Source organism: Fulvivirga sediminis (assembly GCF_016757215.1).
Taxonomy (GTDB): Bacteria; Bacteroidota; Bacteroidia; order Cytophagales; family Cyclobacteriaceae; genus Fulvivirga; species Fulvivirga sediminis.
In genome coordinates, this window is sequence record NZ_JAESIY010000017.1 from 21,100 (window position 1) to 34,067 (window position 12,968).

Here is a 12,968-nt window from a genome sequence, read left to right on the forward strand (position 1 = left end):
AGGATGAAAAACAATCAGACTATTTATATCCAGATCTCAGCAGGTAGAGGCCCGGCAGAATGCTGCTGGGTGGTTGCCCAGGCACTTAAGCGACTGATGACAGAGGCGAAGGCTTTGGGACTGCACTCAGAAGTGATCGACCGACAGGAAAGTATTCAGAATGGAACCTTGTACTCAGCACTTATTGCCGTTGCAGGGCAGCAGGTTTCTGCTCAATTAGCGCATTGGCAAGGGACCATACAGTGGATAGGGCAGAGTCCTTATCGGAAATATCATAAGAGGAAAAACTGGTTTATAGGTGTTTCCTTTTTTAAGCCAAAGAATCAGGATCAGCACTTGAAAGTCTCTGAGGTGGTGTGCCAGGCGTTTAGAGGATCAGGTCCGGGTGGTCAGCATCGCAATAAGGTGGAGACTGCTGTAAGGGCCACACATGTGCCAACAGGATTGAGCACTACCTCTTCAGAGGCCAGATCGCAGCATCAAAACAAGCAGCTGGCCTTCAAAAAGCTGGAGCAGTTGCTCAAATCTTTTGAAATAGATCAGCAGCGAGAATTGATCAACGAGCAGTGGATGCAGCACTTGAGCCTGGAGCGAGGCAATGCGGTATTAGTTTTTGAAGGAAGAAAATTCATACAGCGATGAGGCCTTTCAATAAAGTAACACAACGTGAGAGGTATGTGAGAAAGTTGCAGCTTGAGCGCAGGCGCCTGGTAGAAGCCAGGCGTCGGCTTGGGTATGTGGAGTTGGAAACACCTATTCGGCATGGATGGTATAAGCACCTGGTACTTAGAGATGACGTGAGTAGGCGCGTGGATGCTGCGGTGTTTTTGGAGATCTTGGACCAGTGTGGTACAGAATGTTGGGGTAGGGATAAGCGGCATGCAGATAAAGTATGGGATCGGGAAAACAGGGAGAATCGAGAGATTCAGTTTCCGGGTGTTCGTAGAATTGATTCTCGGACCTATAAAAAACTTTCTCCAAAGGCGAGATCCTGGTTTGACTTTTATGGTAATCACTGGCATTACCGATATGGCTTTATGAAGCACTATATGTGTACTGTGCCTCGGCATTTCTTCAAATTGGCCTATACCAGAGCCTATATCACTAAAAGAAAAATAATGGATGCTGATATAGAAAAACGGCTCGCTGAAATCGATTCGGAGCTAAGGTCGAATGAGCTTTATGATATGGTACATAATTTTAGTTATAATAATCCATGGACCAGCTGGCATTATCATAAAAGAATAAGAAGACGCTGTAAAATGGCCCTTGATCAGTATGATGAGGACGTTTTTGACTCTCAGGTCCATCGTAGTTACAATTGGTGAACAATTAAATCTGAACTTTTTAAGAAAAAATTTTTCACTGCGCAAAAAGGTTGCGCACTTGAGGCTCAGCTTTGTAACATCATTGAAAAACAAAGAGACAGGCCCAGAAGAAACGGAAGTCAAATTGGAGTTCAGGAAATTGAAACCTTTTAAAGCGTAAGTCATGAAATTTAACTTTATAAAAGCCGACAACAATCAAGTGAAAAACCACGAAGGAGAAGTGGCTTATAAGACTTCAGCAGAATTGGAGCTATACACCAGTGTAGTGACGGCCAGTTTGTCGAATAACTTTTATGAAAGTGCAGATGACAGGCTAAAAAGGATCATTCGATTGATTGGAGAAGTGTCTCCGCACTTCGTCGCTAAGCTGGCCATTTATACCAGAGAAAACATGCATTTGCGATCAGTGCCATTGGTGCTGCTAGCGGAGCTGTCCAAAGTTCATTTTGGAGACTCATTGGTAAGCAAAACCACTTCACGGGTGATCCAGCGTGCTGATGAAATTACGGAGTTACTGGCGTACTATCAGCTGGCTAATAGCAGGGAGGGAGAGAAGAAGTTGAACAAATTGTCTAAGCAAATTCAGAAAGGTGTGGCTGTTGCCTTCAACAAGTTTGATGAGTATCAATTTGCCAAGTACAACAGAAAGACGGAAGTAACTTTTAAAGATGCTTTGTTCCTGACTCATCCAAAGGCGATCTCTTCGGAGCAACAGGCTCTTTTTGATAAGATTGTTACGGATGATCTTGAGGTGCCATACACCTGGGAGGTAGAGTTATCCAAAATAGTACAAACTCAGTTTGCCAGTGAAGAGGGGCGGAAGGCCGCGGTTACTCAAAAGTGGGAGGAGCTCATTGCCAGCAATAGGTTGGGGTATATGGCTCTACTGAGAAACTTGCGTAACATTCTACAAGCAGAAGTAGGAGCAGAAGCTATCGAAAAAGTAGCTTCCCGTTTGGCCGATCCGCATGAAGTGAGAAGATCCAAACAATTGCCTTTTCGTTTTTTGGCGGCATATAATGAACTCAGAGGGTTGAAGCTCAACTATCTGTCGGTGATCATCGATGCCTTGGAAGAGGCTATCATGTCCAGTGCAGCCAATATTGTGGGGTTTGATCTTCAAACACGAGTACTGATCGCTGCGGATGTGTCCGGGTCTATGTACACTCCGGTAGGAGGGCGAAGCAAGATCCGTTGCTACGACGTAGGTCTGACGCTGAGCATGCTGTTGGCAGCCAAATCCAAAAATGTGGTGACAGGCATTTTTGGAGATCGTTGGCAGGAAGTGAGCCTTTCTACCAGGGGAGGCATATTGTCTAATGTGCAGGAATTGAACAGGATGGAAGGACAGGTAGGGTATTCTACCAATGCCTACCGTGTGATCGATGCGATGATCGCGGAAGGCAGGGTGATGGATAAGGTGTTGTTTTTTACTGATTTACAACTGTGGGATAGCCGGGCAGGAGGCTCCAGTTTGAAAGCGTCGTGGACCAAATATAAGAGGGAAGTAGCCCCACAGGCTAAACTGTATCTGTTTGACCTGGTGGGTTATGGCAACACACCGCTCAGTGTGGAGCGCGATGATGTATTCCTATTGGCAGGATGGTCAGATAAGGTGTTTGATATCTTGTCTGCCATAGAGGCCGGAGGTAATGCACTGACCGAGATAGAGCAAATAACTTTGACTTCAGCAGCAGGCTGAGGTTTGTTAATAGAATAATGGAGTGCCGTAGAGTAGTATTTCTTCGTTCCAAATAGGTAATGCCTGTGCAAATCAGGTCATGCGAAAGCATGTCGTCTAAGGAGTAGGACACCTGTGTTAAGAACTGCTCGCTTGTTGCCTCCATTTTAAAATACAGATCACATAGCTGATCAAAAAAAGAAGAGTGTCGTAGAGAAGTCATACTTCGTTTGGGTCGATGGGGTCGCAGGTTCGACTCCTGCCTCACCAATTGCTGGTGAGTAGCTCAGTGGTAGAGCACATGTAGACTTTTCGGGTTGTTACCTCTTCTTTTACTAAATGATAGGATAAGGATGTCGTAGGCGTGAATTACTTCGTCAACACAATATGGGAAGGGTATTGGAAGATTTCCAATAAGGGTGCAAATCCCTGCTGACAGGCTCCCGCTATTCAAGCCGCTAATTACTCTCTGTCCTTTTTAAATTTGAAAAATGGGTTAACATATGTCTTTACAGCTCTGATAGGCAGAGCACGTTAATGCATTTTATGGCCCAGTTTCCTCCCAAGACCAAAAGCTGGAAGGGCACCTTTTAGAGCTGCAGAGGTACGGCTGGGAAATGATATTTAAGGAAAAGCAAAGTGCCATCAAAGAACGTTCTGAACTTGATAAGATGATCAGCCATTTGAGAAAAGGAGACGCCGTGGTAGTCTAGAAGCTTGACCGCCTTGGTAGATCTCTTCGGCACCTGGTTAACCTGGTAGGTTCCTTCAAAGATATGGGAGTAGACTTCGTAAGTATCAACGATAATATAGACACCTCCTCCTCCCAGGGCAGGCTGATGTTTAACCTATTTGCCTCTTTTGCTGAGTTTGCACGAGAAATGATTAGCGAGCGCACAAAGGCAGGACTAGCACATGCTAGAAAGTACGGACGTAAAGGAGCGAGGAAGCCAGGTATTTCAAAAGAGGGTAAGATAAAGGCATGGGCAGCACTGAAGCACACTAGGGATTCAGATACGCCTATTGCACAGATTCAAAAGGAGCTTGGGCTTTCTAAAGCTACTTATTATCGGTATCTTCAGTGGGCTGAGGGTGGGAAGAAAAGGAAAATGTAATTTGTCACAAGATTTGATGTGGATTGCAAAATAATGGTTAAATATAATTTATGCATCATTTAATTTTATTTAATAAGAATTGAATAAAATGAATGACGAAAGTACGTATGAGTTTAACATAAAAGTTATTGATTAATTAGCTCTAGAGAAGTGAAAGAATATGACATTCAAAAACACTTATGGGAAAATAAGGAAACTTGGAGAGATTTTATAGAAGATATTAAGTTTCCCGACAAATATGACTTTCTCAAAACTGAAGGGAGTATTTATGAACGTACTCCAGATAAAGTTTTCTTCAATGAGGTCATTGATAGGTATATTCAAATATATGAAGGGGTAAAAGATTTGCAACTTGTTGGTTGTGAAGTACCATTAAAAAAGTCAGGTGATAGCACAATTCGAGCAGATCTTTTAGGGACTGCTGACTCTTGTATAGCAATTATTGAAATTAAAAAAAGTGCTCAAACAGAAAGGCAAGCATATACAGAACTCTTTGCTTATGCGTCCCATTTACAAGCTATTTTTCCAACAATGTCGACTGAAGACATACATTATGTTCTCATCTCTCCAATGGAAGAACGAATAGTTCGAGAAGCATCAATTTACAGTTTTCTATTCGATGAAAAGCCAGTTTTTGCTTTTATACCTATTTATGAAAACAATGATGCAAAAACACTTAAATTAAAACCTTGGATACCTAAAATTGAGGATATAATTAAAGTTACTGAAGCTGCGTTCTCTCTAAAAAATTTTGATGTTTTTAAAGTGGCTTGGGAAGAAATTGAAGGATGGAACGCAATAAAAAGAGAAAATAATCCAAGTGAAAAGGTGGTTGCTAGAATGAATAGAATATCTACTTATGCAGCACAATTAATGGAGACCAAAAGAGTACATGGGTTCGTATATACATGCCAAGGATACCCTGAAGCACCTTTATTAAATAATGCGATTGTTGTCGCAGGCTTGAATCCTTATAAAATTGCAAAAGATTATTACTTAATTCAGGAACTACAACTTAAGCCTCAAAAATTAGATTCCGTTTCGGATGAAAGTATAAACCTATTACAAATAATTCCAGAGTTAAAAAATAAAGCTGAAGAGATCATTGAAGAAAATGAGCATTTTTATAATTTGATTGTAGAATGGAGTAATACAATTGCTGGTATTGCATTTGACACCGTTAGGCTCATGACGACCAATGATAAAGAATTAAATGTTGAACGAGGATGGGGAGGAATGTCATGGAAACAATATCAAGCGAATATCCTAGAAGATGTAAACGTCTTTAATTATGATATCAAAGCAACTGGTTTACTTAGGAGGTTATGGGCTATCTATTCTCAGCAAGATTATGAGTATGTAACAAAGCACGGTTCAGATATGCATCCATATCTTCATCACGGTGATTTTCCTAACTTTCTAGTTGACAGCTTCAACGAGCAAAGATATTTCCGGGAGTTTTTATATAGCATTTTTGAAAGTTATAAAGATGTGTTAGACGAATTTGATGATAGTAAAGAGCGCCCATTATAACAAATGTTGCAGTCATAGTCATTTTGTCCAGTTAGCGCTCGTTTGTAACGAATGCTTTAGTAAGTCTCACATAACGCTGCTATTCATTTTTAATATTAAATTAGTTAGATTAACCCTATAAAAGAAATAAGGGAAGGTGTTTCCCTTCTACGAATGTATGGTGCAATTCCGAAAAACTAACGACTGAGAATAATAAATGGAGATATTGACGACTATAATTTCATTACTTCTTCTACTTGGGCTAATTGCAGTTCCGATTATTCTATTCCTTGGAATAAAAAAATGGAATCTACTTAAGTTTGACTTTGTTTTCTATCTCATATCAGGACTGATTTTGACCGCAGGAATTATGTGGACGTTTGCTTGGTGGACGGACTATTCTGATCAACTTTTAATGAGAAATTACGGATACAATTTTGACGCGATGAATGACATGCAAAGATTTCGAAACGTAGAAAGTGTCAATCTTGAGAAAGTTAAACAACTTGAAAAGGTATATTTTGGAATTGGATGGACATTAAAGGCAATAATGTTCTTTGTTTTATATTCACCGTATGTAATTTACGTACTTGGACAATTGGTAAGAAGAACTAGAAGAAAAAAGAATATGCAGCATACAAAACCAGCCCCCAGCCTCTAGCTCGGTCTTTATGTTCTGCAAATAGACACAAGCATTGATATGAAGTATTTTCCATAGCTCTTTAAAAGTCTCACCAAACGCTGAGGATAATTCACTATGAGTTTTTCGTTATAATAATTAGATTGACCCCATAAAGAAATAGCGTAATGTGCTTCCCTTGATGTTGGTATTCATAAAGGTACGATATATGGGCAGCGGCATTTATTTTAACCCACCTTCCGTTTCAATCCTCCAATGGACTAAAACACTAAAGTTTTACAATCCGTGGCAAATGGAAATTGGTAATATTCGACGAATGACCATTTTTCAGCAGGATTCTACATTGCATCCGAATCCTCATCAATCGAATTTTGCTAACTCTTTTTTCACTATCTAATTAATCATCTTATGAGGACCTTCGAGATTATTCTTTTATTGATCCTAACCATTTTGCCATTCATCAAGCGACCGATTCTGCGCTTGATTCGAGCTAACTACATACTCTTGGCATTAGGATGTCTGTTGTTAGTGCATCTGATGCTGGAAGGCTATCGCTGGCAGATGATTCCGGCTTATATACTTATCATCATTTTATCCTGGAGAATTAAGGTGATAGACTTGACCAATACGCATGAACGGTCATTTCTGAAAATCTCTGGCTTTTTGGGATTATTCGTCTTGCTTATAGCAGGATGGACATTACCATTGGTCTTACCTGTCTTTTCCTTTCCCACCCCTCGTGGAAAATATAGTGTTGGTACAACCACCACTTATGTTCAAACTGATATGGATGAAATCATCACAGAAGATGCAAATGACAAAAGAGAGTTGTCTTACAAAATCTGGTATCCTAGTAAAACAGATGTTTCCAACCGAAATGGTGAAAAATACTTAAACTATGGAGAACGCTCTGGATTTGCTGTCAAGTATGGATTACCCCCAAATGCACTAAATTATCTTGATCTCGTTGAGACCTATGCATATGCCGACATCCCAATGGCAAAAGGTCCATTTCCTGTTTTGATCTTTTCGCATGGGTACGGTTCGCAACCCTCAGGGTATTACGCATTGCTCACAGAAATAGCCAGTCATGGTTATGTGATCATTAATATGAATCACACTTATGAAGGATTAGGGGCAACCTTCCCAGATGGGGCTATTAAATACTTTGACTATGATTTTCAAGCTAAGCAGGAAGCTGGTACCTGGGAAGCGATGCAACCCTTGGTCAACGCTATGGACAGCAATTTTAATTTTGAAGAAAGACATAAAATCGTACGGGAACCTGTCAGGAATTATTGGTTTGGCAAAATGCAAGATAGATGGGCTACTGATATGATCTATACGATTGACTTGCTCGAGCAATGGAATTCTAGTGGTATGCTCAAGAGCAAACTGGATGTGGAAAATCTGGGTGTATTTGGTCATTCTGCAGGTGGAGGTTCTGCCGGTCAGGTGGCACTGAGAGACAACAGAATAAAAGCGGCAGCTAACCTGGATGGAAATCAATGGGGCCAAATGATTGACACCCTTTTTCATGTGCCCTTTTTGCATGTGACTGCCGATTGGCCTGAGCCACACATCAATTCGCATATCTATGCCAACAAAGGCACTGACTACTTTTACGATTGCAAAATATTAAAGGCAGGTCATCCCAATTTTATGGATATTCCATTTTTGATTCCGGTTAATGAAATTTCACAATGCGGTGAAATAGAACCGTACACGGGAATGGAAATAATTACTAACCTGATCATCGCATTTTTTGATAAGCATTTGAAGAAAAAAAAAGGTGCTGATCCTCAAAAAATATATGAGCAATACGAATTATTGGAAATGACTGTAATTAAGGGTGATTCCCTACATTAGTCGCAGATTTTATTGGAAGTATAAACTATTATGCAACGGATAAGCCCCGTTGCCGTCATCCTCGGTATGGTGGTGCGATTACTCGAGGTTCTTTGTTGAGGCTAAATCAGTAGTTTCTAGCTTGTTAAAAAGTCTCACAAAACGCTTATATTCATTTTTAATATTAAATTAATTAGATTGACCCCATAAAAGAAATAAGGGAATGTTTTGTTTCCCTTATACGGATGTTAGGCACAATTATAAAAGACAGAATATGAAAGATCTTTTTCCAGGATATTGTAAGAAAACAGAAGCGGATATTAAGCGAATCTGGGAACATGGTATAATTTTATTCGACACCAATGTTCTTCTTAATCTTTATCGGTATTCTGATTCAACTCAAAATACAATTTTAGAACTCATTAAAAGGTTCTCAAAACAAATATATCTCCCACATCAAGCAGCATTAGAATATAATAGAAACCGATATGAAGTTATAGCTGAGCAAGAAAAAGCTTACAATGAATTTTTAGAGAAGATTTCGCAAATCCAAAAGGATTTACAATCGACAAGTAAACCGCTCTTTCTTTCCACAAAAGTTGATAAAGAATTAAATGTGATTTTTGAAAAAGTTGGTGATGAAGTAAAAGAAAGTATTCAAAAATATTCCGATTTTTTAAAGTCTGATCCTATATACAACTCTATTTCAGAACTATTCTCAAATCGAATAACCAAACAGTTTTCCGAAGATGAATTGAAAGAGATATTTAAAGAAGGTGAAGAAAGATACAAAAACAAAGTGCCGCCTGGATTTGAAGATGAAAAAACTAAGGAGGGTAACAGAAAATATGGTGATTTAATTTTATGGAAACAAGTCATCCAAAAAGCTAAGGAACTAAAGAAGGATGTGATATTAATAACTGATGAAAGAAAGATTGATTGGTGGTGGAAAATAAAGGATGGAAGAAATATGGGACCTAGACAAGAATTAGTTGAAGAAATAAAGCTACACGCTAATGTCGATTTTCATATGTATTCATCTGAAAGATTTCTTAGTTATGGGCAATCTTTTCTGAAAGAGAAAATAAATCAGCAAGCCTTAGAAGAAATACAAGCCATGAAGAAAGCCGAACTGGACGAAATAAAACGCATCCAGTTTATGGAAAAACGAATTTTTGAGCGTGAACTAAAAGCAAAAGATGAAATAAACTTTTTAACCAAGAGAATAGAAGACGTAAATGAAAAAATGTTCAGTCTTAGAAAACATCAAGAAAGTCTTTTTAAAGATTCTATGGAATCTGATGACGTTAAAGAATATTTACATAGTATGAGCATTCACGAAGCGGAATTGAATGAAGAAAAAATGCATTTAGTGAGTAAATTAAAATCGTTACAAAAGCTTTTAAAAGAATCTGAAATTGACAGTAATGAAGATAAAATGCGATATATAAAATACTTCAATGAATTCAAACATAGAAAAGAATAAAAAAATAACTGTGCCTAACAGCACCTACCCAAAAGTGGCGGTTCAGTGGTTAAACAAGCTTTGTGTTTCTATCAAAGTTTGTGCTTGGCTGACAGTGAATCGCTTCCAAATCGCCACCTTCGGGTAGGTGCAAAACGTTGGTAGTAATTATAAATAGAAATGAAACTCAGTAACTCATTTAGTGGTGCTCTGCGAACATTTGCATATTTCATGGCAAGTGGAACTCATTACCAATTAGAAGGAATAAATTATTTAGATTTATACGGAGAAGAACCTAGTGCAATTGAGCAAGCATTTGCTATTTATGCCAACGTGATAGAATTAGATGAGGATGGAAATGTATTGAATGCCAAATATGCCGAAAAAAGAGCGACAGACTACATCAGATCTTATTGCGATCCAACTTTTGAAGTAAATCCACCTTATCAAAATTGGGAAATAGAATTACATGGACCTCTACCAATCAAAGATTTAATTTAACTAACAAGAAGGATTAAACTACTACCAACAAAATGCATCCATAAGCCTTGGTTGAAAGCAATTTGGAAGCTTTATGCTCCAGGATCTATAAGTGAAATTTGAACAAGAAACGCAAACATGGATGACCTGTGGATGCATCGGTAGTTAAAAGTCTCACAAAACGCCTCAATCATTAAATTTCAAAAGGTGAATTTGATTCAATAAACGCTACTAATATGATAAATTTCAATACATCAATCAAACTGTTATATTCAAAAGAGAGGAATTGATTGTTTCGAAGAAACCTTAATTGTAGATGATACCCGAGAAAATCAAAGTTTTACATAGTCCTAATTTTTTAGGCATACATTTTAATGAAAGGACTTTCTGAAATCCACCGGTGAAATATTCGTTTTTTTCTTAAATAGCTTACTAAATGATTGAGAGTGTTCAAAACCTAACTCATAAGCAATTTCACTGATGGATTGATTAGAAGTCGATAATTTTTGTTTGGCTTCGCTAATCAGTTTATCGTGAATATGTTGTTGTGTGCTTTGGCCCGTTAACGATTTCAATAAATTACTTAAATAATTGGGCGAAATGTTCAGTGCACCGGAGATGAATTGAACTGTTGGAAGCCCTTTTCTGATTAGATCATTATTTTTGAAATAGTCATTGAGCGTATGCTCTAATGCATCTAAAACCTTATGGTTGGTGATTTTTCGAGTGATAAACTGTCTTTCGTAAAACCTTTCAGAGTAATTTAACAGGGTTTCAATTTGAGAAACAATAATGCTCTGACTGAATTTGTCAATATTGTTATGGTATTCTTGTTTGATGTTTTCAATAATGCCATTAATCACTCGTTCCTCTTTATCTGATAGAAACAGGGCTTCATTTACGGCATAGTCAAAAAAATCATACTGCTTTATTGTTTTGGACAAAGCAGTTTTCCATAAAAAATCGGGATGAATGAGTAACAACCATCCTTGCTGTCTTAACAGTTCGTCTTTGGAATGCTCTATTCTAAAAACCTGATTAGGCGAGATGAAATACATTAAGCCTTCATTGAAATCATACTCACTCTGGCCATAACTGAACTTGCCATTAAAATCTCTTTTTAAAGAAATTGAATAGTAGTCCAGCACCATATTGATAGGCTCGGTGAAGTGCTTAATGTCCTGAACGTTAACCACACTAATTAATGGATGTTCAGGTGGCGGCAATTCTCTTGAGCGATGAAATTCGCTGATCGTCTTAAAATGACTTAATTTTTGTTTTTCCATCTCGCTTATGATTGATTTATTTAACGAGCCAATTACGGAATCTGTTTTGCAGCATACCCAATAAAAGTACCATCAACGGCACCAATATAATCGTGGATATCAGCGTCCTTATTAACTGATGATAGCCTGACAGATAGGGCATTATCAGAAAAGAAATAATATTCAATAAGGGATAAATACATATCCAGCTCAACAACATCATTTTCCATTTTGTGGGAGTCTTTTGTTGCATCCTTTTTTTATTTTACATTTTCAATTCTTCAGCAAATTCAATTTTATTGCCAAAAGGATCTTTAATGAAAGCTACACGTTTCCCGATGATAGGCACTTCAAAAGTTCTGACAATTTCAATATCCCTACTTTTTAGGCTTTCCATGGTTTTCTCCAGATTGGCAACACTAAAGCATAGATGATCATAACCACCTTTTACTTCTGAAGATGAATCATTTTCATTAACACCCAATACTTCTAGGATGAAATTGTTATCTCCAGGAGGCGCAATGAATGCTAGTTTCATTTCTCCTGCATTAAATTCTTTAACTAATCTAAAATCAAGGTTTTGCTGATACCAATCGATCAATTCTTTATATTCTGAAGTCCGAATGGCGACATGCCACCCCTTTAAATCCTTAAACAGGCTGGTTTGATTTGTTTCGGGATAGGCTAGCGTTATAATTGAATTTTCCATAACTATAATTTTATTTTTGATAATAAGTTGTAGCGAACTCAGTCGCGTATTCTTCTAATTTTACATTCCCTAATTCGGGTTTATTTTTTTCATAATCTTCTCCCATTCTTCCTGAACTTATGGCTGCATTGATCGCTACTAAATCTTGCGCAAATTTTTTGGGAAGCCCCCTTTCCGTTAAACTTTTTTCAACATCGGCATCTGAAAAAGGAACCCACTCTAGGTTAGGCTGATCAATCGCTTTTCCTAAAATGCTTGCCGTTTCCGCTGCCGTTTTTTCATCGCTGGCTACATATCTGATTTTTATAAGTTCATCTGCTGTTAATACTAATTCTTCGCTTACCGCCTTTGCTATATCTTCTGGATGCACCCAAGCGATTTTATCTTCACGTTTAAAATTTGAACCGATAATTCCGGTATTTTTGATCATTTCAATATAATTGAGCAGATTATAGTAGAAAGATACCGGACGGATGTAGGTTTTGTGTACAGATTGCAACTGGTTTAAAATCAGTTCAGCATGATGTGACCCTAGTATAGTTCCGGTGCCCTTGTCGAGATGAGCACCCCAACTGCTTAAAAATACAATCTTTTTCACTCCGGAACTCTGAATGGCTTCTCTATAATTTTCTGCAATTCTCTTATAGTATTCCAGACTATTGAACTCTTTGAAATTGGGAGGAATCATTAAATACACAGCATCGGCACCTTGAAATGTAGCACTTAAAAAGGAAACATCTTCAATGCTACCAATCGCTGCAGTAGCGCCTATTTCTTCAATAGCTTCATTTCTTTTTTTATTGCTACTTATTACAACAACTTGATTAGAATTGGAAGTCAGAATTTTTGTGAGCGGTTTACTTATATGGCCTAAAGAGCCGGTTACTATAATTTTCATTTCTTTTGCGTTTAAATTATAGAAACA

Annotated in this window: 11 protein-coding genes, 1 tRNA gene and 1 pseudogene; 9 read left to right on the top strand and 4 right to left on the bottom strand. The window is 38.1% G+C overall.

Annotated features, from left to right (window positions below; genetic code table 11):
- The first annotated feature begins 3 nt into the window (after positions 1-3).
- The 9 genes and pseudogenes from prfH to JL102_RS21695 all read left to right on the top strand — a co-directional run bounded on the left by prfH (position 4) and on the right by JL102_RS21695 (position 10,090).
- Positions 4-642: a peptide chain release factor H gene (gene prfH / locus JL102_RS21655; protein ID WP_202246565.1), complete on the top strand. Its 639-nt coding sequence runs from the start codon at positions 4-6 to the stop codon at positions 640-642.
- Positions 639-1,328 (top strand): hypothetical protein, encoded by a 690-nt coding sequence (locus tag JL102_RS21660; protein ID WP_202246566.1) that lies wholly within the window; start codon positions 639-641, stop codon positions 1,326-1,328. Before prfH ends, JL102_RS21660 begins: the two co-directional genes overlap by 4 nt.
- A gap of 163 nt (positions 1,329-1,491) precedes the next feature.
- Positions 1,492-3,030, top strand: a complete 1,539-nt coding sequence (locus tag JL102_RS21665) for a TROVE domain-containing protein (RefSeq protein WP_202246567.1) — start codon at positions 1,492-1,494, stop codon at positions 3,028-3,030.
- A 179-nt stretch (positions 3,031-3,209) separates the two neighbouring features.
- Positions 3,210-3,279, top strand: a tRNA-Pro gene (locus JL102_RS21670).
- 287 nt (positions 3,280-3,566) lie between these two features.
- A pseudogene (locus tag JL102_RS21675) lies at positions 3,567-4,124 on the top strand (recombinase family protein); the annotation flags it as partial.
- Positions 4,125-4,274: 150 nt separating this feature from the next.
- On the top strand, positions 4,275-5,657 hold the full coding sequence (locus JL102_RS21680) for a hypothetical protein (RefSeq protein WP_202246568.1): 1,383 nt from the start codon (positions 4,275-4,277) through the stop codon (positions 5,655-5,657).
- 1,123 nt (positions 5,658-6,780) lie between these two features.
- On the top strand, positions 6,781-8,145 hold the full coding sequence (locus JL102_RS21685; RefSeq protein ID WP_202246569.1) for an alpha/beta hydrolase family protein: 1,365 nt from the start codon (positions 6,781-6,783) through the stop codon (positions 8,143-8,145).
- A 253-nt stretch (positions 8,146-8,398) separates the two neighbouring features.
- Positions 8,399-9,610: a PIN-like domain-containing protein gene (locus tag JL102_RS21690; protein WP_202246570.1), complete on the top strand. Its 1,212-nt coding sequence runs from the start codon at positions 8,399-8,401 to the stop codon at positions 9,608-9,610.
- Between the two features lie 159 nt (positions 9,611-9,769).
- Positions 9,770-10,090: a DUF7677 family protein gene (locus tag JL102_RS21695; protein ID WP_202246571.1), complete on the top strand. Its 321-nt coding sequence runs from the start codon at positions 9,770-9,772 to the stop codon at positions 10,088-10,090.
- Positions 10,091-10,440: 350 nt separating this feature from the next.
- Here the strand turns inward: JL102_RS21695 and JL102_RS21700 are convergent, their stop codons facing one another.
- The 4 genes from JL102_RS21700 to JL102_RS21715 are packed head-to-tail and all read right to left on the bottom strand — an operon-like array spanning position 10,441 to position 12,941.
- Entirely contained in the window at positions 10,441-11,355 is a 915-nt protein-coding gene (locus JL102_RS21700; RefSeq protein ID WP_202246572.1) for a helix-turn-helix domain-containing protein, read from the bottom strand.
- A 32-nt stretch (positions 11,356-11,387) separates the two neighbouring features.
- Positions 11,388-11,564, bottom strand: coding sequence for a hypothetical protein (locus JL102_RS21705; protein ID WP_202246573.1), 177 nt, complete (start codon positions 11,562-11,564; stop codon positions 11,388-11,390).
- A 35-nt stretch (positions 11,565-11,599) separates the two neighbouring features.
- Positions 11,600-12,043 (bottom strand): VOC family protein, encoded by a 444-nt coding sequence (locus JL102_RS21710; protein WP_202246574.1) that lies wholly within the window; start codon positions 12,041-12,043, stop codon positions 11,600-11,602.
- A gap of 10 nt (positions 12,044-12,053) precedes the next feature.
- On the bottom strand, positions 12,054-12,941 hold the full coding sequence (locus tag JL102_RS21715; RefSeq protein WP_202246575.1) for an NmrA family NAD(P)-binding protein: 888 nt from the start codon (positions 12,939-12,941) through the stop codon (positions 12,054-12,056).
- Between the last annotated feature and the right edge of the window lie 27 nt (positions 12,942-12,968).

Coding starts and splice junctions, on each gene's coding strand:
- prfH (WP_202246565.1), top strand. CDS start 4: ATGAAAAACAATCAGACTATTTATATCCAGATCTCAGCAGGTAGAGGC.
- JL102_RS21660 (WP_202246566.1), top strand. CDS start 639: ATGAGGCCTTTCAATAAAGTAACACAACGTGAGAGGTATGTGAGAAAG.
- JL102_RS21665 (WP_202246567.1), top strand. CDS start 1,492: ATGAAATTTAACTTTATAAAAGCCGACAACAATCAAGTGAAAAACCAC.
- JL102_RS21690 (WP_202246570.1), top strand. CDS start 8,399: ATGAAAGATCTTTTTCCAGGATATTGTAAGAAAACAGAAGCGGATATT.
- JL102_RS21695 (WP_202246571.1), top strand. CDS start 9,770: ATGAAACTCAGTAACTCATTTAGTGGTGCTCTGCGAACATTTGCATAT.
- JL102_RS21700 (WP_202246572.1), bottom strand. CDS start 11,355: ATGGAAAAACAAAAATTAAGTCATTTTAAGACGATCAGCGAATTTCAT.
- JL102_RS21705 (WP_202246573.1), bottom strand. CDS start 11,564: ATGGAAAATGATGTTGTTGAGCTGGATATGTATTTATCCCTTATTGAA.
- JL102_RS21710 (WP_202246574.1), bottom strand. CDS start 12,043: ATGGAAAATTCAATTATAACGCTAGCCTATCCCGAAACAAATCAAACC.
- JL102_RS21715 (WP_202246575.1), bottom strand. CDS start 12,941: ATGAAAATTATAGTAACCGGCTCTTTAGGCCATATAAGTAAACCGCTC.